The sequence below is a fragment of the Actinomycetospora corticicola genome (genome assembly GCF_013409505.1).
Lineage (GTDB): Bacteria > Actinomycetota > Actinomycetes > Mycobacteriales > Pseudonocardiaceae > Actinomycetospora > Actinomycetospora corticicola.
Window position 1 is genome coordinate 3,315,887 of the sequence record NZ_JACCBN010000001.1, and the last position, 24,786, is coordinate 3,340,672.

28 protein-coding genes are annotated in these 24,786 nt (G+C 73.4%); 7 read left to right on the forward strand and 21 right to left on the reverse strand.

The annotated features are described in order from the left end of the window. Positions 1 to 73: 73 nt before the first annotated feature. From BJ983_RS16075 to BJ983_RS16105, 7 genes are all read right to left on the reverse strand, one after another. Positions 74 to 904 (reverse strand): alpha/beta fold hydrolase, encoded by an 831-nt coding sequence (locus BJ983_RS16075; RefSeq protein WP_179794700.1) that lies wholly within the window; start codon positions 902 to 904, stop codon positions 74 to 76. A gap of 86 nt (positions 905 to 990) precedes the next feature. Beyond that, positions 991 to 2,007, reverse strand: a complete 1,017-nt coding sequence (locus tag BJ983_RS16080; protein ID WP_179794701.1) for a uroporphyrinogen decarboxylase family protein — start codon at positions 2,005 to 2,007, stop codon at positions 991 to 993. Continuing rightward, positions 2,004 to 2,885: a dioxygenase family protein gene (locus BJ983_RS16085; RefSeq protein WP_179794702.1), complete on the reverse strand. Its 882-nt coding sequence runs from the start codon at positions 2,883 to 2,885 to the stop codon at positions 2,004 to 2,006. Before BJ983_RS16085 ends, BJ983_RS16080 begins: the two co-directional genes overlap by 4 nt. Continuing rightward, positions 2,882 to 3,697, reverse strand: coding sequence for a citryl-CoA lyase (locus tag BJ983_RS16090; RefSeq protein ID WP_179794703.1), 816 nt, complete (start codon positions 3,695 to 3,697; stop codon positions 2,882 to 2,884). Before BJ983_RS16090 ends, BJ983_RS16085 begins: the two co-directional genes overlap by 4 nt. Next, positions 3,690 to 4,832, reverse strand: coding sequence for a CaiB/BaiF CoA transferase family protein (locus BJ983_RS16095; protein ID WP_179794704.1), 1,143 nt, complete (start codon positions 4,830 to 4,832; stop codon positions 3,690 to 3,692). Before BJ983_RS16095 ends, BJ983_RS16090 begins: the two co-directional genes overlap by 8 nt. A gap of 105 nt (positions 4,833 to 4,937) precedes the next feature. Then, complete coding sequence (locus BJ983_RS16100; protein ID WP_179794705.1) at positions 4,938 to 6,089, reverse strand: FAD-dependent monooxygenase; 1,152 nt, start codon at positions 6,087 to 6,089, stop codon at positions 4,938 to 4,940. Positions 6,090 to 6,290: 201 nt separating this feature from the next. Further along, a complete protein-coding gene (locus BJ983_RS16105) occupies positions 6,291 to 7,097 on the reverse strand; it encodes an IclR family transcriptional regulator domain-containing protein (RefSeq protein ID WP_179794706.1) in 807 nt (268 codons plus the stop codon). 151 nt (positions 7,098 to 7,248) lie between these two features. Here BJ983_RS16105 and BJ983_RS16110 point away from each other — a divergent pair, with 151 nt between their 5' ends. Further along, positions 7,249 to 8,685 (forward strand): amidohydrolase family protein, encoded by a 1,437-nt coding sequence (locus BJ983_RS16110; protein WP_179794707.1) that lies wholly within the window; start codon positions 7,249 to 7,251, stop codon positions 8,683 to 8,685. 60 nt (positions 8,686 to 8,745) lie between these two features. On the opposite strand, the gene BJ983_RS16115 is transcribed toward BJ983_RS16110, so the two are convergent. Together BJ983_RS16115 and BJ983_RS16120 are read right to left on the reverse strand one after the other, a co-directional pair. After that, entirely contained in the window at positions 8,746 to 9,918 is a 1,173-nt protein-coding gene (locus BJ983_RS16115; RefSeq protein ID WP_179794708.1) for a serine hydrolase, read from the reverse strand. Between the two features lie 58 nt (positions 9,919 to 9,976). Further along, on the reverse strand, positions 9,977 to 10,378 hold the full coding sequence (locus BJ983_RS16120; RefSeq protein ID WP_179794709.1) for a hypothetical protein: 402 nt from the start codon (positions 10,376 to 10,378) through the stop codon (positions 9,977 to 9,979). 278 nt (positions 10,379 to 10,656) lie between these two features. Here BJ983_RS16120 and BJ983_RS16125 point away from each other — a divergent pair, with 278 nt between their 5' ends. Together BJ983_RS16125 and BJ983_RS16130 are read left to right on the forward strand one after the other, a co-directional pair. Continuing rightward, positions 10,657 to 11,928 (forward strand): helix-turn-helix domain-containing protein, encoded by a 1,272-nt coding sequence (locus BJ983_RS16125; protein ID WP_179794710.1) that lies wholly within the window; start codon positions 10,657 to 10,659, stop codon positions 11,926 to 11,928. Positions 11,929 to 12,014: 86 nt separating this feature from the next. Next, positions 12,015 to 12,206, forward strand: coding sequence for a hypothetical protein (locus BJ983_RS16130; RefSeq protein ID WP_179794711.1), 192 nt, complete (start codon positions 12,015 to 12,017; stop codon positions 12,204 to 12,206). A gap of 40 nt (positions 12,207 to 12,246) precedes the next feature. Here the strand turns inward: BJ983_RS16130 and BJ983_RS16135 are convergent, their stop codons facing one another. Beyond that, on the reverse strand, positions 12,247 to 12,999 hold the full coding sequence (locus tag BJ983_RS16135) for an alpha/beta fold hydrolase (protein WP_179794712.1): 753 nt from the start codon (positions 12,997 to 12,999) through the stop codon (positions 12,247 to 12,249). A 141-nt stretch (positions 13,000 to 13,140) separates the two neighbouring features. Between BJ983_RS16135 and BJ983_RS16140 the strand changes: the two genes are divergently transcribed. Next, positions 13,141 to 13,743: a DJ-1/PfpI family protein gene (locus tag BJ983_RS16140; protein ID WP_179794713.1), complete on the forward strand. Its 603-nt coding sequence runs from the start codon at positions 13,141 to 13,143 to the stop codon at positions 13,741 to 13,743. Positions 13,744 to 13,749: 6 nt separating this feature from the next. Here BJ983_RS16140 and BJ983_RS16145 read toward each other — a convergent pair whose 3' ends face one another. The 3 genes from BJ983_RS16145 to BJ983_RS16155 all read right to left on the reverse strand — a co-directional run bounded on the left by BJ983_RS16145 (position 13,750) and on the right by BJ983_RS16155 (position 17,187). After that, positions 13,750 to 15,153 carry a sugar porter family MFS transporter gene (locus tag BJ983_RS16145; RefSeq protein ID WP_179794714.1) on the reverse strand — a complete coding sequence of 468 codons (1,404 nt, stop codon included), beginning with the start codon at positions 15,151 to 15,153 and terminating at the stop codon, positions 13,750 to 13,752. A 41-nt stretch (positions 15,154 to 15,194) separates the two neighbouring features. Next, a complete protein-coding gene (locus BJ983_RS16150) occupies positions 15,195 to 16,733 on the reverse strand; it encodes a CoA-acylating methylmalonate-semialdehyde dehydrogenase (RefSeq protein WP_179794715.1) in 1,539 nt (512 codons plus the stop codon). 103 nt (positions 16,734 to 16,836) lie between these two features. Next, on the reverse strand, positions 16,837 to 17,187 hold the full coding sequence (locus BJ983_RS16155; RefSeq protein WP_179794716.1) for a LysM peptidoglycan-binding domain-containing protein: 351 nt from the start codon (positions 17,185 to 17,187) through the stop codon (positions 16,837 to 16,839). 156 nt (positions 17,188 to 17,343) lie between these two features. Between BJ983_RS16155 and BJ983_RS16160 the strand changes: the two genes are divergently transcribed. After that, positions 17,344 to 17,508 carry a hypothetical protein gene (locus BJ983_RS16160; protein ID WP_179794717.1) on the forward strand — a complete coding sequence of 55 codons (165 nt, stop codon included), beginning with the start codon at positions 17,344 to 17,346 and terminating at the stop codon, positions 17,506 to 17,508. A 52-nt stretch (positions 17,509 to 17,560) separates the two neighbouring features. On the opposite strand, the gene BJ983_RS16165 is transcribed toward BJ983_RS16160, so the two are convergent. The 4 genes from BJ983_RS16165 to BJ983_RS16180 form a co-directional block, all read right to left on the reverse strand. Next, positions 17,561 to 18,703: an acetyl-CoA C-acetyltransferase gene (locus tag BJ983_RS16165; protein WP_179794718.1), complete on the reverse strand. Its 1,143-nt coding sequence runs from the start codon at positions 18,701 to 18,703 to the stop codon at positions 17,561 to 17,563. Positions 18,704 to 18,781: 78 nt separating this feature from the next. Then, a complete protein-coding gene (locus tag BJ983_RS32330) occupies positions 18,782 to 19,417 on the reverse strand; it encodes an Lsr2 dimerization domain-containing protein (RefSeq protein WP_179794719.1) in 636 nt (211 codons plus the stop codon). A 135-nt stretch (positions 19,418 to 19,552) separates the two neighbouring features. Next, positions 19,553 to 20,104 (reverse strand): DinB family protein, encoded by a 552-nt coding sequence (locus BJ983_RS16175; RefSeq protein WP_179794720.1) that lies wholly within the window; start codon positions 20,102 to 20,104, stop codon positions 19,553 to 19,555. Between the two features lie 40 nt (positions 20,105 to 20,144). Beyond that, entirely contained in the window at positions 20,145 to 20,483 is a 339-nt protein-coding gene (locus BJ983_RS16180; protein WP_179794721.1) for a winged helix-turn-helix transcriptional regulator, read from the reverse strand. Between the two features lie 49 nt (positions 20,484 to 20,532). On the opposite strand from BJ983_RS16180, the gene BJ983_RS16185 reads away from it, so the two are divergent. Beyond that, on the forward strand, positions 20,533 to 21,462 hold the full coding sequence (locus BJ983_RS16185) for an NADP-dependent oxidoreductase (protein ID WP_179794722.1): 930 nt from the start codon (positions 20,533 to 20,535) through the stop codon (positions 21,460 to 21,462). Between the two features lie 4 nt (positions 21,463 to 21,466). Here BJ983_RS16185 and BJ983_RS16190 read toward each other — a convergent pair whose 3' ends face one another. From BJ983_RS16190 to BJ983_RS16200, 3 genes are read right to left on the reverse strand one after another with little or no spacing between them, the layout of a single operon-like run. Then, positions 21,467 to 22,252, reverse strand: a complete 786-nt coding sequence (locus BJ983_RS16190) for an ABC transporter permease (protein ID WP_246325604.1) — start codon at positions 22,250 to 22,252, stop codon at positions 21,467 to 21,469. 57 nt (positions 22,253 to 22,309) lie between these two features. Beyond that, a complete protein-coding gene (gene hepT, locus BJ983_RS16195; RefSeq protein ID WP_179794724.1) occupies positions 22,310 to 22,747 on the reverse strand; it encodes a type VII toxin-antitoxin system HepT family RNase toxin in 438 nt (145 codons plus the stop codon). After that, on the reverse strand, positions 22,744 to 23,151 hold the full coding sequence (locus tag BJ983_RS16200) for a nucleotidyltransferase family protein (protein ID WP_179794725.1): 408 nt from the start codon (positions 23,149 to 23,151) through the stop codon (positions 22,744 to 22,746). Before BJ983_RS16200 ends, hepT begins: the two co-directional genes overlap by 4 nt. A 31-nt stretch (positions 23,152 to 23,182) precedes the next feature. Here BJ983_RS16200 and BJ983_RS16205 point away from each other — a divergent pair, with 31 nt between their 5' ends. After that, positions 23,183 to 23,611 carry a TIGR03618 family F420-dependent PPOX class oxidoreductase gene (locus BJ983_RS16205; RefSeq protein WP_179794726.1) on the forward strand — a complete coding sequence of 143 codons (429 nt, stop codon included), beginning with the start codon at positions 23,183 to 23,185 and terminating at the stop codon, positions 23,609 to 23,611. 124 nt (positions 23,612 to 23,735) lie between these two features. Here the strand turns inward: BJ983_RS16205 and BJ983_RS16210 are convergent, their stop codons facing one another. Next, the gene (locus BJ983_RS16210) at positions 23,736 to 24,779 is read right to left on the reverse strand and encodes a beta-carotene 15,15'-dioxygenase, Brp/Blh family (protein WP_179794727.1); all 1,044 of its coding nucleotides are present in this window, start codon (positions 24,777 to 24,779) and stop codon (positions 23,736 to 23,738) included. Positions 24,780 to 24,786 lie beyond the last annotated feature (7 nt).

Here is a 24,786-nt window from a genome sequence, read left to right on the forward strand (position 1 = left end):
ACAAACCTCGACACGCCGTTCGGTTCCTGACGGTCACCCGATCGTGGCGGACGGGTGGCCGGTCGCGGCGACGTCACCCACCGTGCCGCACCGACCCGACGTCGGGAAGGGCCAGCAGGGCCTCGACCTCCGCGAGCCACTCCTCGCGGTGGGCGGACTCGTCGTGGATGACGTGGCCCGCGCCGTCGATGCGGCGGACGGACACGTCGGGGTGGCTCCGCGCCAGGGCGGCGACGGCCGCGGCCGGGAGCACGGACCCGGTGCCCTCCCCCGCCGCCAGGACGCGGACCGGCACGGAGACCGGGGCGTCGAGGTCGAGGGCGGCGAGCGACGAGCCGTCGGCGACGGCGCCGAGCGCAGCGGGGTCGACGTCGAGCAGACCCCGCGCGCGGGCGTCGAGCACCTCGGGACCCTGCACCTCCGACGCCGGGCGACCACCGAGGACCGGCATCGCCCCGAGCGCCGCCGCCACCGTCGCCGCGTCGACGTCCGCGTCCTGCCAGCGCGTGACCTGCCGCTGCAGGACCTGGAAGATCGGCGCCACCGTGCCGACGTCCGCCGGCCGCAGCGGCGGGTCCTCGAGCAGCGCGGCGCGGACCAGGTCGGGGCGGCGCTGCGCGAGCGTCCACCCCACCGCTCCCCCGAGTGAGTTCCCGACGACGAGCGCGGGTCCGGTCCCGTCGAGCAGGGCCTCGACGTCGGCGACGTAGCCCGCGAGGTCGTAGCCGCCGGGCACGCGCGGCGATCCGCCGTGCCCGCGGAGGTCGACGAGGACGACGCGTGCCCGGTCGGCGAGTGCGTCGGCGGCGAACGTGAACGTCCGCAGGCTGTTGCCGACCCCGTGCAGGAACACGATCCTCGGCGCGTCCTCCGCGCCGGCGGTGACGACGTTCAGCGCGACCATGATCGCCAGTCTCCCCCCTCGTGGCAGGAAAGCGTCGTTGCTGCCACTGGCTGACAGCAACGACGCTTTCCTGCCACGGGAGGCGATCAGGCCCGCAGGATTCGCGCGGCCCCGGCCATGGCGGCCATCTTCCCGTCGGCGACGTCGCGGGGCAGGTACTTCATCCCGCAGTCGGTGGCGATGACGATCTGCTCGGGCGGCAGGTAGTCGAACGCCCGCCGCACGCGGCCGGCCACGGTCTCGGCGGTCTCGACCTCCGGGTCGGACAGGTCGATCACCCCCAGGATGATCGTCTTGTCGGTGAGGTCGCGGAGCACCCCGAGGTCGAGCCCGGACTGCGCGGTCTCGATCGAGATCTGGTCGACCGGACAGTTCGCGAGCTCGGGCAGGAACGAGTAGCCCTCCGGCCGCTCGTGGATGATCGCCGCGTACCCGAAGCACAGGTGCACCGCCGTCGTGCCGGTGACGCCCTCGAGCGCGGCGTTCAACGCGGCCAGCCCGTACTGCCGCGCCGGCTCCGGGCGGGCCTGCATGTAGGGCTCGTCGATCTGGACGACGTCGGCGCCCGCGTCGAACAGGTCCTTCACCTCGGCGTTCACCGCCGCCGCGTAGGCCATCGCGGCGGCCTCGGCGTCGGGATAGAAGTCGTTCTGCGCCTGCTGGGACATCGTGAACGGACCCGGCACCGTGATCTTGATGGTGCGGTCGGTGTTCGCCCGCAGGAACTCCACGTCCCGGCGCTCGATCGGGTGCGTCCGGCGGATCTCCCCGGCGATCCGCGGCACCGGGTTCGGGTGCCCGGAGCGGTCCAGTGCGCTGCCCGGGTTGTCGATGTCGACCCCGTCCAGCGCGGTCGCCATGTGGTTGGAGTAGCTCTCGCGACGCATCTCGCCGTCGGTGATGACATCGAGCCCGGCGCGCTCCTGCGCCCGGATCGCGAGCAGCGTCGCGTCGTCCTGGGCCTGCTCGAGGTACTGCTCCTCGACCCGCCACAGCTCCTTCGCCCGCACCCGCGGCGGGAACCGGCCCGCCAGCTTCGCGCGGTCGATCAGCCAGTCCGGCTGGGCGTACGAGCCGACCAGCGAGGTGGGCAGCAGGGTCACGAGGACACCGCCTGCAGCACGAAGTCGTACTCCGCCTCGAGCCACGGGACGTCGCTGGACCCGCCGTCGGGCGTGGGGCCCGGGTCCCGCTCGACGAAGCGCACGATGAGCTCCTCCTTGACGCCGTAGACGACGTCGGTGCCGAGGTACTCGGCGCCCTCCTGGAACAGGTGCGTGATCAGCGGCTCGTAGCCCGGCACCGCCATCCAGAAGTGCACGTGCGCGGGGCGCATCCAGCTGATGTCCGTCGCGTGGATCAGCTCGCCGACCGGCCCGTCCATGGGGATGGCATAGCCCTTGGGCGCGATCGTGCGCAGGCAGTACGACCCGTCGTCGCGCGAGCGGTACTTCGCCCGCAGCCGGGCCTCGTCGACGTCGAGCTGCGACTCGTAGGCGCCCTCGGCGTCGGCCTGCCAGACGTCCATCTCCGCGTCGGCGACCGGTGTGCCGTCGAGCGAGCGGACGACGCCGTGGACGTAGAGCGGGGTGCCCTCGACCCCGTCGGACATGTCGCCGCCGAAGCCGAGCGACGGCGACTCGTCGATGAAGAACGGCCCGAGCACCGTCGCCGGGGTCGCGCCCTCCTGCAGCCGGTTGTTCTGCTGGACGACGAGCATCGACAGTCCGAGCACGTCGGAGGCGAGGATGAACTCCTCGCGCTTGTCGTCGCTGATCTGCCCGGTGCGGGTGAGCCAGCGGATCGCGGCCATCCACTCGGCCTCGGTCAGCTGGGTCTCGCGGGCGAAGGCGTGCAGGTGCCGGACGAGCGACGTCAGCAGCTCGGCGGTCCGGGGGTCGTGGGCCGTGGCCCACCGCTCGACGGCGACGTCGGTGATCGTCTCCTCGGTGACGGTCCGCGGCGTGGTGGAGGACGTCATCGTTGCTCCTCGGGAAGGGACGGCGGCTGGTAGGGATCAGGGTCCACCGGTCGGTTGTGCAGGTCGACCGACAGGAAGATGTCTCCTGCGACGGGGTGGCGCAGTTCCTCGGCGAGCTGACCGATCAGACCCGCCGTCCGGGCCAGCAGGGCGAAGCCGCGCAGCAGCTCCAGCGGGAGCCCGAGATCGGCGAGGACCGCCCCGCACACCCCGGCGCCGTTGAGCGGCAGCGTCTTCCCGAGCACCTGCGGGTGGACCCGGCCGATCGCGGCGAACAGCGCCAGGTGCGGCCCGGTCACGCCCTCCTCGGCGGCGAGCGCCATCAGCTTCGGCGTGCGCGGGTCACCCTGCTTGTGCACGTGGTGCCCGAGCCCGGGGACGAACCGCTTCGCCGCGCGCTGGCGCTGGAGCACGTCGAGCGCCAGCGCGTCCCACCCGGCGTCGTCGGTGGGCAGCGGCGTGGTCAGCTGCTCGTGCAGGAACCGACCGCAGTCCTCGGTGACGCCGAGGAACCGGGAACCACCGGCCAGGAGGCCCGCCGCGATCGCGCCCTGCACCGAGTCCGGAGCGGAGAGGTGCGTCAGGCGCGTGACGATCGCGGTGGGGGTGTAGCCGTGGTCGGCCAGCGCCGCGAGGACGGCCTCGAACACGCGGGTCTCCCCCGGCGAGGGGCGACGCTGCGTGGCCAGCCAGAACGCCAGCTCCCCGAACCCGACCTGCCCCATGACATCGTCCACCAGGTCGTGGCCGAGCAGGGTGATCCTGTCGGGCGACGACGCCCCGAGGGCGGTCTCGTACTCGTGCTCACTCACCGCTGCTCAGCCACTTCCTCAGTTCGACACCGTGCTCGTCGAGCTCGGGCGGGGGCAGCTCGTAGACCGCCGGGGTCGCGGAGAACCGGATGGGGTGCCTCGTCGTCGGGACCGCGCGGTCACCCTCGCCGACCTCGACGACCGGGTCCAGCCCGAAGCGCTCCGCCATCGCGAACCCGCCGTCGATCGACTGGATCGGCCCGCACGGCACGCCGGCGGCGACGAGCAGGTCGAACCACTCGACGGCGGAGCGCTCCTTCAGCTTCTCCACCAGCACCGGCCGCAGGTCGTCCCGGTTCTCCGTCCGGTCGGCGTTGCGGGCGTAGCGCTCGTCGTCGGCGACCTCGGGGATGCCGAGCGCCTCGCAGAGCTTGCGGAACTGCCCGTCGTTCGCCGCGGCGATGATGATGTCGTCGTCGGCCGTGGCGAGCGGCTCGTACGGGAAGACGCTGGGGTGGGCGTTGCCCATACGGTGCGGGACCACCCCGCCCGCGACCCACGCGCTGGAGTGGTTCACCAGCCCGGTCAGCGCCGAGGACAGCAGGTTCAGCTCGACGTGCTGGCCCTCGCCGCTGCGATCGCGGTGGCGCAGGGCGGCGAGGATGCCGATGACGGCGTGGTTGCCGGCCATCACGTCGAAGACGGAGATGCCGGCGCGGAAGGGCTCGCCGTCGGGATCGCCGGTGAGGTCCATCAGTCCGGAGATGGCCTGGACCATGAGGTCGTAGCCCGGGACGTGCGCGCCCTTCCCCGAGCCGAAGCCGGAGATGCTCGCGTAGACGACGCCGGGGTTCTCGCGGGCGACGGACTCGAAGTCCAGCCCGTACTTCGTCATGCCACCGGGGCGCAGGTTCTCGATCACCACGTCCGCGCGGCGGGCGAGTTCCTGCGCGAGGGCGACGTCGTCCGGGTCGCGCAGGTCCAACGCGATCGAGCGCTTCCCACGGTTGATCCCCAGGTAGTACGTCGAGGTCTCCCCGCGCGTCGGCGGCATCCACGTGCGCGTGTCGTCGCCGTTCGGGCCCTCGACCTTCACCACCTCGGCACCCATGTCCGCGAGCAGCATCGTCGCGTAGGGACCGGCGAGGATCCGGGAGAAGTCGGCCACGAGCACCCCGTCGAGCGGGCCAGCCATGCGCGATCCCTTCTGTCCGTCTGACGGACGGTCGTCCGTCGATGATCCTGAGCCTTCCCGACGACGGGCGTCAAGGCTGGGCGGAGTCGGGCTCGGCGTCGGGCGTCAGGCGTCGACGCCCGCGTAGGCGTGGGCGAACCAGCGGGCGAGCAGCGGATCGTCCCGCAGCCGCCGCACCCAGCCCTGGCGCATCGCGTCGACGAAGGCCGCCGACCCGCTGCCACCGACGGCGTCGGTGGAGAACGCCGACAGCACGCGCAGGAACCAGTCGGAGAAGCCCTGGGTCTCCGCGATGACCGGCAGCCGGGTGTCGGTGTACGCCTCCAGCCGCCCGGGGTCCCCGCGGTGGGCGGCGATCAGGCCGTGCGCGAGCTCGACCGCGTCGGCCACCGCCAGGTTCATCCCCTTCCCGCCGGCGGGCGTGATGAGGTGCGCGGCGTCGCCGACGAGGAAGGCCCCGCCGACCTGCATCGGGGTGGTGATGCGGGTGCGCAGGTCGAGGTCGTCGACGCCGATCTCCACCCCGTCGAGCGCGCCCGGCTCACCGAGGCGCTCGGCGAGGTCGCGGCGCAGGTCGTCGGGGTCGAGGTCCGCCCCGCTCACCTCCGCCGGCACCTCCAGGTAGAACCGCGTCTCCTCCGGGCCCCGCCGCAGGTGGGCGGCGTAGCCCCTCGGGTGGATGGCATAGATCGTGTGGCCGACGAGCGGGGCGGTGCGCGCCGAGACGACCAGCCAGCGGGAGGCGAGCGGACGGTCGAGCACCTCGACCCGGCCCGCCAGGGAGCGGGCGACGACACTGCCCGCTCCGTCGGCGCCGACGATCGCGCGCGGGGTGAAGGTCCGGTCGCCCGCGGTGATGCTCGGCCGGTCGGGGTCGACGTCGGTGACCGCGTGGTCGAACAGCAGCGGCGCGCCCTCCGCGAGCAGGGCCGTGGCGAGCTCCGCGACGAGGCGGTGCTGCGGGAAGACGTAGTGCGGCCGGTCGCCGGTGAGATCCGCGTAGTCGAAGACGTGCCGCAGCTCCGGGGTGCGGAACTCCACGCGCCGGTTCTCGACGTCGAACGTCAGCGGGAAGCCCTCGCGCCGCAGCAGCTCGACCGTCCGGTACTCGACGATCCCGGCCTTGGGCAGGGTGCCGATCCGGTCCCGGGACTGCCGGTCGACCAGCACGTAGGGCACCTCGGCGCGCTGCAGCATCCACGCCAGGACCAGCCCGGCCGGTCCGGCGCCGACGATCACCACCTCGGGGTCCGTCATGATCCGATCCTGCGCCCGCCGCTGCCCGGGCGCGCCCCGACTTCCGGCCCGCGGGAACCGGCACCCGGGATGTCAGCGGTGGCACACGGCTGACATCCGACGTCAGCAGCGCGCCACGACGATGGCCCGCTCCCGACGAAGCGGCGTTCCTGCCACTGGATGACAGCAACGACGCTCTGCTGCCACCAGGGAGAGGACGACCTACGACGCCGGCACCGACACGTGCGGCAACGCCTCCCGGCGCGCGAAGTCGGCGCTGATCTCCCCGGCCGCGGCGAGCAGCAGGGGCAGGTGGTGGTCCACCAGGCGCTCCACCGACGTCTCGGCGGCGTGGCAGTTCACGTTCACGCCCGCGATCACCCGTCCCGACCCGTCCCGCAGCGGCGCCGCGACCGACCGGATCCCGAGGGTCAGCTGCTCGTCGGTCAGCGCCCACCCCCGCGCCCGGACCTCGCGCAGCGCGGTGTCCCGTTCCTCGCGGGTGGGCTGCCAGCGCGGGGTGAGCCCGGACCGGGTCGGCTCGGCGAGCACGGCCTCCAGCTCCTCGGGCGGCAGCGCCGCGAGCTGGACCTTCCCCAGCGAGGTGGGCAGCGCCGGGAAGCGGGTCCCGATCGTCACCGCCAGCGACACGATCTTCGGCACCGACGCGCGGGCGACGTAGACGATGTCCGAGCCGTCGAGCTGCGCGATCGAGCACGACTCGTGGGTGCGCGTGGACAGCGCCTCGAGGTGCGGGCGCGCGACGTCCCACAGCCCCATCGACCCGACGTAGGCCACCCCGAGGTCGAGCACGCGCGGCGTCAGCACGTACCCGCGCTCCCCCGCGCGGACGTAGCCGAGCTCGGTGAGCGTGATGAGGATGCGCCGCGCGGTCGGCCGCGCCAGGCCCGTGGCGCCCGCGACCTCGGCCAACGTCATCTCCGGCCGGATCGGCGAGAAGGCGGCGATCACGTCCAGCCCGCGCGCCAGCGCCTCGATGAAGTCGGGTCCGGTTCCCTCGCGCGGCACGCTGCGCACCCTACGTCCGCCAGGCGGACACGGTCTCCCTCTCCCGACGACGGGTCGCTGCCGGTTGACACCGCAACCGTCGCTCAGCACAGTGACCGGCAGCACCTGTCCGACCTGCGGACAGATGTCCGAGCGTGAGGGAGCAAGTGCGATGAGTGAGGCCCGCCGCCCCGTCGTCCTGCGTGGGGGCACCGTGCTGACCCTCGACGCCGCCCACACGGTGCTGACCGACGCCGACGTCCTCGTCGTCGACGACCGGATCGCGGCGGTCGGGGCGCAGCTCGACGTCCCGGAGGGCACCGAGGAGATCGACGCCCGCGGCGGCATCGTGATGCCCGGGATGATCGACACCCACCGGCACATGTGGCAGACCGCGATGCGCGGCTACGGCGCCGACTGGACGCTGACCCAGTACTTCGTCTGGTACTACCTCGAGCACGGCCGCGCGTTCCGCCCGGAGGACGTGTACGCGGGCAACCTGCTCGGGGCGATCGAGGCCGTCGACGCGGGCGTCACCACGACCGTCGACTGGTCGCACGGGCTGCAGACCGCCCAGCACGCCGACGCCGCCGTCGACGCCCTGCAGGCCGTGCCCGGCCGCTTCGTCCTCGCCTACGGCAACATCCAGGACGCGCCCGCGAACTGGACGACCTCCGCGGAGTTCCGCGACTTCGTGACGCGCCGGATGAGCGGCGACCGCGACCTGCTCGGCTTCCAGCTCGCCTTCGACGTCACCGGCGACCCGTCGTTCCCGGAGAAGCCGGCGTTCGAGGCCGCCCGCGAGCTCGGCGTCCCGGTGACCACCCACGCGGGCGTCTGGGGCGCGACGAACGACGACGGCATCCGCCTGATGCACGACCACGGGTTCATGACGCCGGAGACCGTCTACGTGCACGCCGCGACGCTGTCCGCCGACTCCTACCACCGGATCGCCGCGACCGGCGGCTCCGTCTCGGTGTCCACCGAGAGCGAGCAGTCGGCCGGCCAGGGCTACCCGCCCACCTGGGCGCTGCGCAGCCACGGCATCCCGGTGTCGCTGTCGATGGACACCACGGTGTGGTGGAGCGGCGACCTGTTCTCGGCCATGCGGACGACGCTCGGCGCCGACCGTTCCCGCGAGCACCTCGAGGCGCACGCGAAGGGCGAGACGGTCACCCACGCCTCGTTGCGCGCCGAGCAGGTCGTCGACTGGGCGACGCGGGGTGGCGCGGCCGCCCTCGGCCGCGACGACCTCGGCAGCCTGGAGCCCGGGAAGAAGGCCGACGTCGTGCTGCTCCGCAACGAGCACTCGCCGGTGATGTTCCCGGTGCTCCACCCCTACGGGCACGTGGCGTTCCAGGCGCAGCGCGGCGACGTCGAGGCCGTGATCGTGGACGGCCGCGTGGTCAAGCGGGACCACCGCCTCGTCGGGATCGACCTCGCCGCCGCGCGCCGCACCGTGGAGTCGACCGTCGAGCACCTCCGCTCGACGCTCGGCGAGGAGGCGTGGACCGCGGGCATGAACCCGGAGGTCCCGGAGACCAAGGTGCTCGACAACCCGTACACCTACACCGACTACCGGTCGGCCTCGACGCACGAGGTGCGCTGAGGCGCCGGTGAGCGGAAAGGGTCGCTGTGGCGGCCCTTTCCGCTCACCAGGCGAAGCCACCTACAACGCCGCGTACAGCGCCTGCTCGAAGTCGACGTAGAGCTTCATCGCCTCGTCCTTGACGATGAACGGGAGCGAGTTCGTGTAGATCGACGCGCAGATGCCGGTGGTCCGGTCGATGAAGAAGTGCGTGTTGAACAGACCGGCCCAGGCGCCCGTGCCGGCCCGACGCCCGCCGGGCTGGTCCTGGGTGTTGATCAGCAGCCCGTAGCCCCACGTCCAGCCCGGTCCGAGGGTGAAGGTGTCGGTGGTCGCCGGGTCCGCCGTCACGATCTCGGTGGGCATCGGGGCCCCGTCGAGCTGGTCGGTGAACGCCGCGTCGACCGTCTCCTGGCGCAGGATCCGCGCCCCGTCGAGCTCCCCGCCGCGCAGCAGGGCGCGCTCGAAGCGGATGTAGTCCCGCGGGGTGGAGTGCAGGCCGTGCCCGCCGGCCCACCATTGCGGGTCGTCGGGCAGGACGTTGCCGATCGAGGCCCACGTCCCGTCCTCGCCCTTGGCGTGCACGGGCGTCTTGTTGGCCTGCCGGGCGTCGTCGAGGGCGAACATCGTGTCGTCCATGCCCAGCGGGCCGGTGATGTTCTCCTTCACCACGACGTCGAGCGTGGTCCCGGCGACGGCCTCGACCACGCGGCCGAGCCAGTCGGTGTTGATGCCGTACTCGAAGCGCGTGCCCGGGTCGGCCACCATCGGCGCCCGGAACGCCGCCATGTCGCCGGGCACCACGTTCGGGATGCCGGTCGTCGCCTCGTAGCGCTTGAGGTCGGAGTTCCAGAACCAGTAGGTGAGCCCCGAGGTGTGGGTGATGAGCTGCTTGACCGTCGCCTTCGAGGCCGGCTCCCGCAGCTTCGGGGTGTCGCCGTCCCAGCCGTCGAGGACCTGGACGCCGGAGAAGTCGGAGACGTAGGACTCCACCGGGGCGTTCAGGTCGAGCAGACCCGACTCCATCTGCTGGAGCGCCGCGGTCGTCGCGATCATCTTCGTCATCGACATGATGCGGAAGTGCGTGCTCGTCGAGACGGCCTCGCCGCTCCCGACGACCCGCTCCCCCGCCGCGCCCTCGTAGAACACGCCGTCGCGGTCGCCCGCGATCGCGGCCACGTGCGGGACGGCGCCGTTCTCCACGGCGGCGGACAGGACCCGGTCGATGCCGGAGCCGTCGATCGAGAGGGACACGGTGGACCTCCACGGTGAGTACCAGAGCTGACGATCACATCCAACCGAGTGGTTCGCGTCACGTCGAGGGCTGGGTTCGGCCTCCGGGGACCTCCGGGTCGTGCCTCGTCCCGACGACGGGTCCGCGGGGGACGACGAGGTCCGGCGCCTCCGGGTCGATCGAGCGGCGGACGAGCCGGCGCAGGACCAGCAGCGGCCGGTCGGCCGGCTCCGCCCGGAACCATGCCGGGCCGAGGGCGGTGACCACCACGTCGAGGTCGACCGCGAGGTCGTAGACCGCCTCCGCCACCTCGGCGACGTCGGCCTGCACGAGGGCGTCGGCGGTCGCGTACAGGGCGGCGGCCGTGGCCGCCCGGCCGTCGCTCCCGTGGGCGGGGACGACCTCCGGCGGCGCGCCGCCGCCCGTCGACACCGCGGACGGCTCGTCGGGGCAGGACAGGGCGCGGAGGACGGCGCGCACGATCGCGTCGATCTCCCGCGTGATCTCACCATCCGGCCCGGAGAGCCCGGGGAGCCCGCCGTCGTGAGCCGTCCTGTCGATCGGTCTCGTCCTCTCCGCACCGCTCTCAGCACCGCGGCCACGCCGCCGGGAGGAGGTGGGCCGACGTTCCGGCGGGGGGCACCGGAACGGCGGCCTGCCGACCCCCTGTGTGCTCAAGAGGTCCGCAGCTCAGAGGATGGACGGGCGCCGGGCGTCCCCGGCTGGGAATCTGGGTCAATGCTGGAGGGGGCGCGACTGTGACCGGTCACAACGAGTCGTCGCTCGTCGCGGACCGACGCCCGGTCGCCGCCTGGCTGCGGGCCGAGCAGGACGCCATGTGCGACGCCCTCGTGCACGGCCACCGCACCGCGAACCCGACGTACCGCGTGCTCCCCGTCGAGCAGCTCGAGGGTGACGTCCGCTCCATCACCCGCCTCAACCTCGACGTCGTCATCGCCTGGCTCGAGGGCGACGAGGAGGTGCGGCGGGCGGCGGAGCCCCGGCTGCGCGAGTCCGCCGCCCGCCGGGCCGAGGAGGGCGTGGCCCTGGGCGCGGCGCTCGAGGCCTACCAGCTGAGCGCCCGCTGGGTGCTCGACGCCGCGGTGGGAGCCGGGGTGGTCGAGGCCGGGACGGGGCCCTGGCGGGCCGTCCTCGATGCGATGCTCGACCACCTCACCTGGGTCACCCCGATCGTCACGGCCGGCTATCTCGAGGCCGCCGACGGCGAGCGCGCGCAGGGCGGGCGGGGCCGGCAGGCGGCGCTGTCGGCTCTGCTCGCCGGCGCCTCCGCGGCGACGGCGTCGCGGCTCGGGGGCGTCCGGCTCCCGGAGCGGGTGGCCGTCCTCGCGCTCGACCTGGCCCCGCACCCGGACGCCGCGGGTTCCGACGGCGCGACCGCCACCGTCGTCGAGCGGCGCAAGCTCCGGCGGCTGCGCGGGGAGCTGGACCGCCAGTTCCCCGGCGACGTCCTCGTCTCCCTGTCGGCCGACGCCGGCGTCGTGGTGCTCCCGCTCGCCGGCGAGGAGCTGCCGGACGGCCCGGACGCGCCCGACCCGCTGCTGCGGCGGCTCCGGAACCTCGCGCGCGACCTCGTCGTCGTCGCCGGGGCGGACCTGCGGACCGCGGTGGTGTCCGCGCGGACCGACGACGTCCGGGCCGCGGCCGAGCTGGCCCGGGAGGTCCTGCGCGTCGCCGGTCTCGGCGGCGGCCACGAGGCGGTGGTGCAGCTGCGCGACGTGGCCGTCGAGTACCAGCTGACCCGCCCGGGCCCGGCGCTGGACGCCCTCGCCGCGCGGCTGGACCGCCTCGACGGGCACCCCGAGCTCGAGCGGACGCTGCACAGCTGGCTGCGCCACGACTGCGCCCGCCGTGCGACGGCGGCCGACCTGCACGTGCACCCGAACACCGTGGACCACCGCGTCCGGCGGATCGCCGAGATGATCGGGCTCGACCTCGGCCGTCCCGGCGACCTGGTCGTCGCCCGCGCCGCGCTCCTGGCGCGCGCCGCCCGGGCCCCCGGGAACCGCTGATCGACCGTCGGTGTGACCGGCACCACCTCGTGGGTACCTCGCAGGACCTCCCGGACCGGGGGGACCGCACGGACGAGGTGGTCGACATGACGGAACCGACGGACCAGGCACCCGACCCGACGAGCGAACGATTCGAGACGCAGCAGAACACCGCCGAGCGCGTGAGCCCCGGCACCACGGCCGATGAACCGGCCGTGAACCCCGACCTGATCTCGACCGAGCCGGGCGGAGGCCCCGGCATCGACACCGACCAGGTGCAGGCGAAGCGGGAGGACTGACCGACCGGTCGCGGCCCCGGGGTCGGGGCCGCGGCCGCCGTCACCGCAGCAGCGGGGCGACGATCTCCGGGTGTTCGAGGGCCAGCAGCGAGCGCGCCCGCGGGACGAGGTGGAAGCTCGCCGTCGGGAGCGCGTCGGCGATCACCCGCCCGTGCTCCGGCTTGGCGCCGTGGTCGTCCTCCCCCACGACGACCTCGGCGGGCATCGTCAGCCGCGACAGACCGGCGAGGACGTCGGTCTCGGCGAGCCGGGCGAGCCCGTCCGCCCAGGCGCCGACCGGGGTGGCCTGCACCCGGGTGCGGGCGTACTGCACCGCCGACCCGTTGCGGGCCAGCTGGGGCGGGGTGAACCAGCGGTTGATCGTGATGTCGGCGACCGCCTCGTCGCGCCGGAGGGCCTCGGCGAGGTTCGCGAACAGGGTGGAGGGCGACGCCCGGGGCGCCAGCAGGGACAGCCGGCGGACCCGCTCGGGGTACCGCAGCGCGTAGCACTGGACGACGGTGGCCCCGAGGGAGTGCCCGACGAGGTGCACCGACCCGAGATCGAGCCGGTCGAGCAGCTCGGCGAGGTCGGCGACGAGGCGGCCCGTGTCCGGCACCGGGGCGTCGGTCGCGGCGCCGTGGCCCCGCAGGTCGTAGCGGACCACGCGCCGCTCACCACGCAGGAGGAACGCGAGCCCCGACCAGTAGTCCAGGTCGAAGGGGGTGGCGTGCACCAGCACCACCACCGGGCCGACGCCCTCGTCGACCACGCGTGTGCGTGCTCCACCGAGCACGACCGCCGTATCGCTCATCCTGGAGATCCCCCGGACGGAACACTACCCACACGGGCGCGGACCGTCCCCGTCGGCACGTCCGACCTCGTGGCAGGAATCTGTCGAACCGCGTCGTTCCTGCCACTCGTGCGCGGTGCTCCAGCGGGCGAGGGTGCCCTCATGCACATCGAGATCGTGGTGTTCGACGGCTTCGACGACCTGGACGCGTTCGGTCCGCACGAGGTCTTCTCCCACGCCGCCCGTCGGCTCGACCGCTGGTCGTCGACGCTGGTCGGGGTCGACGGGCCCGGCACCGTGACCAGTGCCCACGGCGTGGTGGTGACCGTGGCGCAGGCCCTCGGCGAGCCCGACCTCGTCGTCGTCCCGGGCGGGGGCTGGCACGGACGCGGCGCGGGTGCCCGGGCCCAGGCCGACCAAGGAGTGCTCCCCCGCCGGCTCGCGGCGCGTGCCGCTCGCGGCGGGCTCGTCGCGTCGGTGTGCACCGGCGGCATGATCCTGGCCGCCGCCGGGCTCACCACCGGCCGTCCCGCCGTCACCCATCACTCGGCCCTCGAGGATCTGGCGGCCTCCGGCGCCCTCGTGCGCCCTGAGGCGCGGGTGGTCGACGACGGCGACCTGGTGACCTCCGGCGGGGTGACCAGCGGGCTGGACCTCGCCCTGCACCTGCTCGCCCGCGAGGCCGGGCCCGACGTCGCACGGATGATCGCGGAGCACGTCGAGTACACCCCGCGCGTCGCGCTCGACGGCCTCGCCCGCCGCTGAGGACCCTCAGGTCGCGGCCGCGCGGAACCGGCGCTCGAGTTCCTCGAGCGACCGACCCCGGGTCTCCGGGACGTAGCGGTGGGCAAAGACCAGGGCCGCCAGCCCCAGCACCACGAAGACGAAGAAGGTCGGGGCGATGCCGATGGCCTCGATCAGCGGGGGGAAGACGAGCGCGACGATCGCGTTGGCGATCCACAGTACGAACACGCTGATGCCGATCGCCACGCTGCGGATCGACAGCGGGAAGATCTCGGACAGGATCAGCCAGGTCAGCGGGCCGAGGGTGCCCTGCATGCAGAAGACGAAGGCGACGACGAAGACCAGCACGGCCCAGGCCTGGCCGGGACCGGGCGGCAGCAGGGCGGCGGAGAGCCCGATCAGCAGGTGGAAGGTCGTGGTGAGGGTGAAACCGGCGAGCAGCATCACGCGACGGTCGATCCGGTTGATCAGCAGGATCCCGACGGTGATGCCGAGGACCGAGAACAGACCGTTGAGGGTGTTCGCGACGATGGAGGCGTTCGCCGAGAAGCCGACGTCGCCCAGCAGCTGCGTGCCGTAGTACATGACCGAGTTGATGCCGGTGAACTGCTGGAAGACGCCGAGCCCGGCCCCGACGGCGATGAGCCGCCGGACCCATCGTGCCGAGAGGTCGACCGGTGCGGCGGATCGCGTCGCGTCCTCGGCAGCGAAGCGGCGAACCTCCTCGAGCTCGGTCGCCGCCCGATCGGGCGGGCGGATCGTCCGGAGGACCCCCAGTGCCTCGTCGTCGCGACCCTGCGCCAGGAGCCAGCGTGGACTCTCCGGCATGCGGAGCATCCCCAACAGCAGCGCGATCGCGGGCAGGACCGCGACCAGCAGCATCGCCCGCCAGATCCCCTCGACGTCGCCCCAGACGGTGAAGATCGCGGCGTTCACGACGAAGGCCGCGAACTGCCCGGACACGATCATGACCTCGTTGCGCGTCACCAGACCGCCCCGGCGCTCCGCGGGCGCGACCTCGGCGAGGTAGACCGGCACGGTCGCCGAGGCACCGCCCACCGCGAGTCCGAGGACGAAGCGGGAGGCGGCGAGGACCTCCCAGGTCGGGGAGACGACGCACCCCAGCGTGCCGACGATGAACACCACCGCGAGCACCAGCAGCGCCCGCCGTCGGCCGTGTCGGTCCGACACCCGGCCCCCGAGCAGGGCGCCGAAGGCCGCCCCCACCACGAGGAGGCTGACGACGACGCCCTCGGTGCCGGGGGTGAGCCCCAGGTCCCGGCCGAGCGGGTCGAGGGCGCCGTTGATCACGCCGGTGTCGTAGCCGAAGAGGAGGCCGCCGAAGGAGGCGACGACCGCGACGACGCCGAGCCGCGAGACCCGTGGCCCGCGCCCGGTCGTCACGTCGGGTGCGACGGTGTCGTCACTCATGGGTCTGTCTCCCGGCTGCTCGAGGATCGGCAGCCGGTGGTCTACCCGTTCTGCGGGAAACCGAGGTCCACCCCGGCGTGCGACGGGTCGAGCCACCGGGTGGTGACGACCTTGCCGCGGGTGAAGAAGTGCACGCCCTCGGTGCCGTGCGCATGGGTGTCGCCGAACAACGAGTTCTTCCAGCCGCCGAAGGAGTAGTACGCCATCGGCACGGGAACCGGCACGTTCACCCCGATCATCCCGACCTCGACCTCGTTCTGGAACCGTCGCGCGGCCCCGCCGTCGTTGGTGAAGATGGCGGTGCCGTTGCCGTACGGGTTGGCGTTGATCAGCTCGACGGCCCGCTCGTAGGAGTCGACGCGGACGACGGAGAGGACCGGGCCGAAGATCTCGTCGGTGTAGACCGACATGTCGGTGCCGACGCGGTCGAGCAACGTCGGACCCACGAAGAAGCCGTGGCCGTCGGCGTCGAAGTCCCCGGTCCGGCCGTCGACCACGACCGTGGCGCCCTCGCGCTCGCCGGCGTCGATGTACCCGGACACCCGGTCCTGCGCGACCCGGGTGACCAGCGGCCCCATGTCGCACGACCGTCGCCCGTCGCCCGTGCGCAGTCCCCGCGCGCGTTCGGCGACCTTCTCCACCAGGACGTCGGCGATGTCGCCGACGGCCACCAGGGCGGAGATCGACATGCACCGCTCCCCCGCCGAGCCGAATCCGGCGTTCACGGCCTGGTCGGCGGCGAGGTCGAGGTCGGCGTCGGGCAGCACCACCATGTGGTTCTTCGCCCCGCCGAGGGCCTGCACGCGCTTGCCGTGGGCGGTGCCGGTCTCGTAGATGTAGCGCGCGATCGGCGTCGACCCGACGAAGGAGATGGACCTGACGTCGGGGTGGGTGAGCAGCCCGTCGACGGCCACCTTGTCCCCGTGGACGACGTTGAACACCCCGTCGGGCAGCCCCGCCTCGCGCCAGAGTTCGGCCATCCACAGCGCTGCGCTCGGAACCTTCTCCGACGGCTTGAGCACCACGGTGTTGCCCGCTGCGATCGCGATCGGGAAGAACCACATCGGCACCATCGCCGGGAAGTTGAACGGCGAGATGATCCCGACGACGCCGAGCGGCTGACGTACCGAGTGCACGTCGACACCGGTGGAGGCGTTCTCGGTCGAGCCGCCCTTGAGCAGGTGCGGCATGCCGCAGGCGAACTCCACGACCTCCTGGCCGCGCGCGACCTCCCCGGCCGCGTCGGAGAGCACCTTGCCGTGCTCGGCGGTGATCAGGGCCGCGAGCTCCGGAGCACGGGCGTTGAGGAGTTCGCGGAAGCGGAACAGGATCGAGGTCCGCGTCGACAGCGACGTGTCCCGCCACCCCGGGAAGGCCGTCCTCGCCGCCGCGACCGCTTCCTGAACCTCCGTCGCCGAGGCGAAGGGCACCCGGGCACCGACCGCGCCCGTCGCGGGGTCCGTGACGTCGGCGAAGGTGCCGCTGCCGCCGGGCACGGCGCGCCCGCCGATCCAATGCGTGAGCTCGGGTACACCGCCGTCGGTGGGGGTGGTCGCGGTGTCGTCCAGCGTGCTCGTCATCGGATCTCCGTAGGTGCGTCCCGCGCGTACTCGTCCCGGCTCCCGGTGGGAGTACCCAGGGACGGAGCACACGTCGCGCGGGCCGGACGGAATCCGGTCGGTGTCAGCCCAGGGACAACCGCTCGCCGGGCCGGACGAGGTCGGCGTCGACGATGTCGTTGTCCGCCACGAGGCTCGCAACGCTCGTCGAGCGACGCGCGGCGATCGAGGACAGCGTGTCCCCCGGGCGGACGGTGTACGACCGGTCGCCGGTCCCGTCCGCGGTGATCGCGGCGCGGTTCGACCTCCCCCACGAACTCGTCACCGACGACACGAACTCGCCCAGGCTGCTCCCGGCCGACCCGAGGGCCCGTCCCCCGGCCCGCGCCGTGGCTGCCGACGTGACCGGCTCCGAGATGACGGCGACGAGAAGAACGACGAGAACCACCAGGCCGACGATCCGCGCCAGATTCATACGGAGATCCTCGCCCGCGGCAGCGGACGAGGTCGACCACGATCGCAATTCTGCGCTGAATGTTCGTACCGGACTGCGCCGTCAGGCTGTGGCGGGAGGACCGGAAAGACGCACCTTCTTGCCACCTCAACGGCGAGTCCGCACGATCCATCGACGATGGATCTCCTGCCGTTGGCCTTCGTCGTCCTGGTCCTGCTGTTCGTCCTCGTGCCATTCCGACGGCGGATCGGAGGAGCAGGTGGCGGCGCGGAAAAGGGGGTCGTCGGCGCCCTCTGGGTGATCGCTGCGGTCGTCCTCGCGCTCGTGATCGCCAATCGCTGATCCGGCTGTGAGTACTTCTCCGTGCCCCGACACGGAGAAGTGCTCACGGGCTTCAGCACCTCTCGATGATCGTCGCGTTGGACTGGCCGCCGCCCTCGCACATCGTCTGCAGCCCGCGGGTGCCCCCGGTGCGGCGCAGTTCGTGCACGAGCTTCGTGGCGAGCACCGCACCGGTCGCGCCCAGCGGGTGGCCCATGGCGATGGCGCCACCGTTGACGTTGGTGCGCTCCAGCGACGCGCCCGTCTCCTCGGCCCACGCGAGCACGACGGGCGCGAACGCCTCGTTGCACTCGAAGAGGTCGATGTCGTCGATCGTCAGCCCGGCCTTCTTCAGCACCGAGCGGGTCGCCGGGATCGGCCCGGTGAGCATGAGGACCGGGTCCTCCCCCACCACGGCCATCGTCGACACCTTCGCGATCGGTTCGAGGTCGTGCGCCTTCATGGCCTCCTCGGACGCGATCAGCATGGCCGCCGACCCGACCGACACCTGGGAGGACACCGCGGCGGTGAGCGCATAGCCCTCGCGCAGCGGCGGCAGGGACGCCATCTTCTCGAGGTCGACGTTCGGGCGGATGCCCTCGTCGTGGGAGAGGTGGTTGAGCGGGGCGATCTGCCCGGTGAAGCGGCCCTCGTCGGTGGCGACGGCGGCCCGGCGGTGCGACTCGACCGCGAACTCCTCCATGCGCTCCCGCGTGATGCCCCACTTCTCCGCGATGAGCTGCGCGCCGCGGAACTGACTGATCTCCTGCTCGCCGTAGCGCTCGATCCACTTCGCGCCCTCACGACGGGTGCCCATGCGCTCGAGCACGGCGGCGTTCGCGTCGATCGGGACGATCGCCATGTTCTCCACGCCCGCGGCGACCACGAGGTCCTGCGTCCCGGACATGATCGCCTGGGCCGCGAAGTGCAGCGCCTGCTGCGAGGACCCGCACGCGCGGTTGATCGTCGTGCCGGGCACGTGCTCGGGCAGGCCGGCCGAGAGCCACGCCGTCCGGCCGATGACCCCGGCCTGCGGCCCGAGCTGGGTCACGCAGCCCATGAGCACGTCCTCGACGGCGCCCGGGTCGACCCCGGTGCGCTCCATCAGCGCAGTGAGCGCGTGGGCGCCGAGGTCGGCGGGGTGGACGTCGGCGAGCTTGCCCTTGCGGGTCCCGACCGGCGATCGGACGGCGTCGACGATGTAGGCCTCGGCCACGGTGCCTCCTGCGAACGTGTGCGGGTGCTGACCTCCAGTGTCAGCCGTGTGCCACCGCTGACGCCAGCGAGCGGGTGATCACCCCTGGCGGGCGGCCCACGCCTGGTAGTTCGAGATCAGGTCCTTCTTGAGCTGGCCGCGGGCCTTGACCTCGATGCCCTCGTCGATCGCCCACGCCCGGATGCGCTCGCGCTCGGCGACCGTCAGGCCGTCCCGGCCGCGGGTCTCCTCGCCGTCCCCGGCGGCAGGAGCCGCCTCCGGCACGACGTCGGGTGCAGGCGTCGGCTCGGGCGCCGAGACCGGCTCGGGCGCCGGCTCGGGCGCCGACTCGTCGGCCCGGGTCAGCAGCGACGGGTCACCCGCCTCGAAGGCCGCCACCACGGAGCCGGGGATGCGGCCGCGGGACGACAGGCCGGCGCCGTTCTCGTTCGCCCAGGCCCGGATCTCCTGGCTGCGTTCCCGCGACGACGAGGACGACGACGGGCTCGCCGGCGCGGAGGACGCGGCCGGGGCGGTGTCGGCCCCGGCCGACCGGCGGCCTCCCGTCCGGCGCGCCGCCGCGACGTAGCGCTCCAGCGCCGCCCGGAGCTCGCCCGCGTTCGCGGCGGAGAGGTCGATCTCGTAGGCCGCGCCGTCGAGACCGAAGCCGACGGTCTCCTCGGCGGTCCCGCCGTCGATGTCGTCGACCAGCGTGACCGTCGTCCTGGTGGCCATGGGTGGTGCTCCTCGGGTGGCCGGGGTGGGTGGGCTGGAGGACGCCGGTTCCCCCGATCCCGCTCCCCGCGGAGGTCCTACCAGCTGGGACGCCGGTGCGCTGCGGGAACGGACCGGACACGGGCACCGGCTTGATCACACGATCCCGCCGAGCGCGAGGAGGCGGTCCCGGGCCGAGGGCGTCGCCGGGGTCCGCGCGGGGAGCAGGATGCCGACGGTGCGCCAGAGCTCTGCGCGCGGTTCCAGGGCGACGAGGACCGCGGCGGCGAGGTCGTCGTCGACCGGCGAACACCGCCCGACGGTCCGCGCCAGGGCCTCGGCCGCGAACGTCCGCGCGACGACGAGCTGCCAGAGGTACTCCTCGACGGGGCAGTCCCCGAAGGAGCAGTGCACGGTCGCGCCGGGATCGGTGACGCCGTCCGCGGCCGCGCGGGCCCGCCGCGCCAGGTCGGGGAACGGCCCGACGTCGGGCTCGCCGGCCTCGGCCATCGTCTCCCCTGCGAGCTGGGACGGGATCCACGCCTCGTCCCGGGCGAGGTGGGCGACGGCCTCCCGGACCGTGCGGCCACCGAGGGGGTCCGAGGCGAAGACGGACTGCGGGACCCGCCCCCACCCGTCGTCGGGAACAGCGATGACCACGCTCTCGATCGCGCGATCGGCCTGCTGGAACGTCCGCACCACGTGCATGACGGCGATCGTGGACCCGGTGGCGGCCAGGAACGGTCCGCTACTCCGCGGCGGCGTCGAGAACCGCCTCGCCGTGGGTCCTCGCCCACGTCGTGAGCACGTGGATCGGCTCCACGAGGGTGACCCCGAGCGGGGTGAGGGCGTACTCGACGCGCGGCGGCGCCTCGGCGTGGGCCCGTCGGGTCACCAGGCCGTGCGACTGGAGCCGACGCAGCGTCTGCGTGAGCACCTTGCGGGAGATCCCGCCGCCGATCAGGTCGATCAGGTCGCCGTGGCGGACCGGTCCACGGCTCAGCCCGGCGAGGACGACCACCGACCACTTGTCGGCCAGCAGCTCCACCGTGAGCCGCCCGGGGCAGTCGGCGAGGAACCCCTCCATGAGCTCGAAAGGTACCCGGCGGTTCCTCTCGGCTGCCTAGCGTCGTGCCATGCGCGTGATCACCCAGCACTCCCTCGGCGGCCCCGAGGTCCTCACCGTCGAGGACGCCCCGGAGCCGCGACCGCTCCCGACCGAGGTCCTCGTCCGCGTCGCCGCGATCGGCCTGAATCCGCTGGAGGCCCGGCTGCGCGCCGGGGAGATGCCGTTGCTCGGGCAGCCGCCGTTCGTGCTCGGCTGGGACATCAGCGGGGTGGTCGAGGCGGCACCCGGCACGTGGCGCCTGCGGCCCGGTGACGAGGTGTTCGGGATGCCGCTGTTCCCGCGCGCGGCGGGGGCGTACGCGGAGCTCGTGGCGGCACCGGCGCTGCATCTGGCCCACAAGCCCGCCGTGCTCTCGCACGTCGAGGCGGCCGCGCTGCCCGTCGTCGGACTCACGGCCTGGCAGGGCCTCGTCGACCTCGCCGGGGTGTCGGCCGGGGACCGCGTGCTCGTCCACGGCGGCGGCGGCGGGGTCGGGCACGTCGCGATCCAGATCGCGAAGGCGTTCAGCGCCCACGTCATCACGACGGCGGGTCGGGACAAGCGGGAGTTCGTGGAGGCACTGGGCGCCGACGAGGTGATCGACCACCGGGAGGTCGACTTCGCCGGGGCGGTGACCGACGTCGACGTCGTCCTCGACACGCTCGGCGGCGACACGGTCCGGCGCTCGCTCGCGGTGCTGCGCCCGGGCGGCCACCTGGTGACGGCGACGTCCGAGGACGATCCGGAACTCGTGGCCGCGGCCGGGGCGGCCGGCCTGCGCTTCAGCGGCATCGCGGTCGACCCCGATCCGGTCGGCCTGCGTGGGCTGGTCGACCTGGTGGAACGGGGTGCGCTGCGCGTGCACGTGGACCGGGTGTTCCCGTTCGAGCAGGTCGCCGACGCCCATCGGGCCCTCGAGGCCGGTCACCTGCGGGGCAAGCTGGTCCTGACGGTGTAGGTCGTCAGCCCGTGCGGGCGGCGACGGCCCGCTCGACCAGTCCCGCGAGCCAGTCGACCAGCAGCGCCAGGGCGGCGACGAGCGAACCGGCGACCACGAGCACCGTGAGCCGGTTCAGCAGCAGGGCCTGCTGGATCAGGGCGCCCAGGCCACCGGCGCCGATGTAGGACGCGAGGGTCGCCGTGCCGACGTTGAGCACGAGCGCCACGCGGACCCCCGCGACGATGACCGGGATCGCGAGCGGGATCTCCACGCGGACGAGGCACTGCCGCGCCGACATCCCCATCCCCCGGGCCGTCTCGACGAGGTCCCGGTCGACCTCCTGCAGACCGACGATCGTGTTCCGCAGGACGGGCAGGAAGGCGGCGAGGCCCAGTCCGAGCACCGCGCTGACGAGCCCGAACCGCCAGAAGCCGAGCAGGATCAGCACCCCGAACGCCGGGAGTGCCTGCGCGAACCCGCCCACCAGGGCGACGATCCGGGCGACGACGACGAACCGCGGGCGGCTGAGCACCAGCCCCAGCGGCAGCGCGACGACCAGGACGAGCAGCGTCGACCACGCCGTCAGCACCAGGTGCTGGGCGAGCTGCCCCAGGACGTTCGCGGGGTCGAGCGCACGTGCCTCGAGCGAGTCCAGCGAGCCGCCGTAGACGGTGCCGGACGCGACCGCGAGACCGACCACGATGAGCAGCGGCGTGACCCACAGGTCGGGGTTCTCGACGAGGGCCCGCCAGGGCCGGCCGGGACGTTCGACCGGGACCTCGACCGTGCCCGTGCGAGCCACGATCATCATCGTGACGGTCCGGTGGTCCCGGAGCAGCGCGACGCGATCGCGTACGACCTGTCGTCAGGACGTGCTCGAGAACCAGGCGGCCACCTGCCGCGAGTAGTCCGTGAAGTCGACGATCACGCCCGGGATGCTCCCGGCGACGATGTCGTGGTCGACCTCGAGGTACGCGTGCACGAGGACGTTCCGCATCCCGGCGGACGGTCGCAGGCGCGCCGCGAGGTCGCCGTCGATCACGCCGACCTCGGCCGCGAGCGCGAAGGACTCCGCGTAGGAGTCCGGTGAACGACCCAGCCGGGCGGCCGCCACGTGACCGTTGACCGCGAAGGCGAGCTCGACGAGCAGGGTGAGCGCCCGCTCGATCGCGAGAGCCGTGCGGATGTCCGCGTCGAGCTCCTCGGCGGTGATCGGACCGTAGGACTCCAGGACGGCGACGAAGCGTTCGATCTGTCGGAGCTTCGGCCGTACCGCCTGCCAGTCGAGACGTCGTGGCGTCATTCCGCCAGGAGCTCCAGGTCCCGACGGCGGCTCCGGTCGGTGTCGATGCGCTCGCCGAGCGCAGCCGTTCCGGCGGTCGCGAGCGCACCACGCTCGCTCTCGTAGAGCCCCACAGCACCGAGCAGGGCACGCTCCCGGAGCACGGGCCCGGCCCGGTTGAGGTGAGCCAGATCGACGTCGACCCCGGCGAGGTCAGCGAGGTCCGCCATCAGTCCGAGCACCTCGGGCCGGACACCGTGCTCGAAGAGGACCGCGACGTCGAGATCCCGGGGTTCGGGTTCCCCTCGGGCGGTGCTGCCGAAGACCGTGAGGAGACGCACCCCGCGGCGCTCGCAGAGCGCGTCGATGACGCCCGCCTCCGCTGCCCGCTCGAGCCGGGCGAGACCTTCGACCGGTCCGGCCACGTCGACATGGTGGCACAGGCACGATGAGGCGATGGACCTCTTAGGATTCCACGCCCTCGCCGCCGAGGAGCACGGCCTCGTCGTCGTCGCCACCGCGCGGGCGGACGGGTCGATCCAGTCGTCGGTGGTGAACGCCGGGGTGCTGCCGCACCCGGTGACGGGGCAGGACGTGCTCGCGTTCGTCACCTACGGCCGGGCGAAGCTGGGCAACCTGCGTCGGCGGCCGTGGACGGCGGTGACGGCGCGGTCGGGGTGGCGGTGGGGCACCGTCGAGGGGTCGGTCGAGATCGCCGGCCCGGACGACCCGCTGCCCGGGGTCGACGACGTGCCCGCCCTCCTGCGCGCGGTGTTCACCGCGGCGGGCGGTAGCCACGACGACTGGGACGAGTTCGACGCGACCATGGCCCGGGACCGCCGCGCGGCCGTGTTCGTCACACCGGCGCGGGTCTACTCGAACTGATCCGTCAGAGGCTCCGACCTGCGCGGACCGAGACTGTCGGGGGTTCGTACCAGTGTTCGAATCATGACGACGGCGGTGGCGGGTCTCCCGCCTGGCACCTCGCCACCCGCACCGACCGCACCGCCTACGCCGGCGACGACCCGCCGTTCTGAGCGTGACAGGCCGGACGCTGCCGGCGGTCCATCACCGCGACCACCGCCATGTGCGGCACCGTCAGCGCCAGCACGACCGCGAGCCCGATCGGCACCAGACCTGCGACGGCGTGCCCGGCCAGCCCCGGCACGGCCAGCAGGACACCCAGGACGACGAGCACCGCCGTCGTCGGGAGGGCCGACTGGAGCAGGACCCGGCCGACCGGTCGCGCGAGGCGGCGGGCCGCGAGGTCGTCGGCGTTCGCGGGATCGAGCGCGACCAGTCGTGCGAGGTGCCGCAGGCCGTGCCAGACCCCGAAGTAGAGCCCGAACGCCGCGAGCGGCGGGACGACGACGAAGAGCGCGGTGAGCAGCGCGAGTTCGGCGGCAGCGGGCCGGCGGCCCCCGACCAGGTCGGCGACGAGGGTCGCGACGATCACCACCGCGGAGCCGATCCCGACGACGAGCATCGCCCGCGGGTCGAGGATCACCGCGGCGGAGCCGGGCGCGAGGACGTCCAGGACGGGCCGCACGGTCGCGGGCCAGGCGAGGAAGGGCACGGCGACCGTGGCCAGCCCGGACGCGATAAACCGTGGACCGCGCCCCTCGGGTCGACCGGTGCGCAGCGCCGCCACCGTGGTCTCGCCGACCCCGAAGTGCACGGCCGAGCCGACGAGCAGGACCAGGAGGGCGGGCACCGGCCACAGCCGGGCGGCCACGAAGGTGAGGACGGCGAGCGCGACGTAGGCGAGCAGCACGACGACGAGCCGGCGGGACCGACGGGCCGTGCCACCCGTCCACCACGGCACGAGGTGGTCGAGGGCTCCGTGCGGGATCCCGACGAGCAGGCCCACCGCGAACGGCAGCCACGACCAGCGCTCCCAGACCCCGGGAGCGACGAGCCCGACGACGAGGACGACGGCGGCGGCGGACACCGAGACCGCCGTCGCCGCGCGCAGGGGCACGGCGACGGCGGTGGGCACGGCGGCCGCGCCGGACGCGCCCGGGCGGGCCCGGACGCCTCCGAGCGCGATCACCGGGTGC

Coding starts and splice junctions, on each gene's coding strand:
- BJ983_RS16150 (WP_179794715.1), bottom strand. CDS start 16,733: ATGACGAGCACGCTGGACGACACCGCGACCACCCCCACCGACGGCGGT.
- BJ983_RS16075 (WP_179794700.1), bottom strand. CDS start 904: ATGGTCGCGCTGAACGTCGTCACCGCCGGCGCGGAGGACGCGCCGAGG.
- BJ983_RS32330 (WP_179794719.1), bottom strand. CDS start 19,417: ATGGCCACCAGGACGACGGTCACGCTGGTCGACGACATCGACGGCGGG.
- BJ983_RS16185 (WP_179794722.1), top strand. CDS start 20,533: ATGCGCGTGATCACCCAGCACTCCCTCGGCGGCCCCGAGGTCCTCACC.
- hepT (WP_179794724.1), bottom strand. CDS start 22,747: ATGACGCCACGACGTCTCGACTGGCAGGCGGTACGGCCGAAGCTCCGA.
- BJ983_RS16095 (WP_179794704.1), bottom strand. CDS start 4,832: ATGGCTGGCCCGCTCGACGGGGTGCTCGTGGCCGACTTCTCCCGGATC.
- BJ983_RS16160 (WP_179794717.1), top strand. CDS start 17,344: ATGGATCTCCTGCCGTTGGCCTTCGTCGTCCTGGTCCTGCTGTTCGTC.
- BJ983_RS16110 (WP_179794707.1), top strand. CDS start 7,249: ATGAGTGAGGCCCGCCGCCCCGTCGTCCTGCGTGGGGGCACCGTGCTG.
- BJ983_RS16085 (WP_179794702.1), bottom strand. CDS start 2,885: ATGACGTCCTCCACCACGCCGCGGACCGTCACCGAGGAGACGATCACC.
- BJ983_RS16205 (WP_179794726.1), top strand. CDS start 23,183: ATGGACCTCTTAGGATTCCACGCCCTCGCCGCCGAGGAGCACGGCCTC.
- BJ983_RS16130 (WP_179794711.1), top strand. CDS start 12,015: ATGACGGAACCGACGGACCAGGCACCCGACCCGACGAGCGAACGATTC.
- BJ983_RS16155 (WP_179794716.1), bottom strand. CDS start 17,187: ATGAATCTGGCGCGGATCGTCGGCCTGGTGGTTCTCGTCGTTCTTCTC.
- BJ983_RS16190 (WP_246325604.1), bottom strand. CDS start 22,252: ATGATCGTGGCTCGCACGGGCACGGTCGAGGTCCCGGTCGAACGTCCC.
- BJ983_RS16180 (WP_179794721.1), bottom strand. CDS start 20,483: ATGGAGGGGTTCCTCGCCGACTGCCCCGGGCGGCTCACGGTGGAGCTG.
- BJ983_RS16145 (WP_179794714.1), bottom strand. CDS start 15,153: ATGAGTGACGACACCGTCGCACCCGACGTGACGACCGGGCGCGGGCCA.
- BJ983_RS16175 (WP_179794720.1), bottom strand. CDS start 20,104: ATGCACGTGGTGCGGACGTTCCAGCAGGCCGATCGCGCGATCGAGAGC.
- BJ983_RS16135 (WP_179794712.1), bottom strand. CDS start 12,999: ATGAGCGATACGGCGGTCGTGCTCGGTGGAGCACGCACACGCGTGGTC.
- BJ983_RS16100 (WP_179794705.1), bottom strand. CDS start 6,089: ATGACGGACCCCGAGGTGGTGATCGTCGGCGCCGGACCGGCCGGGCTG.
- BJ983_RS16140 (WP_179794713.1), top strand. CDS start 13,141: ATGCACATCGAGATCGTGGTGTTCGACGGCTTCGACGACCTGGACGCG.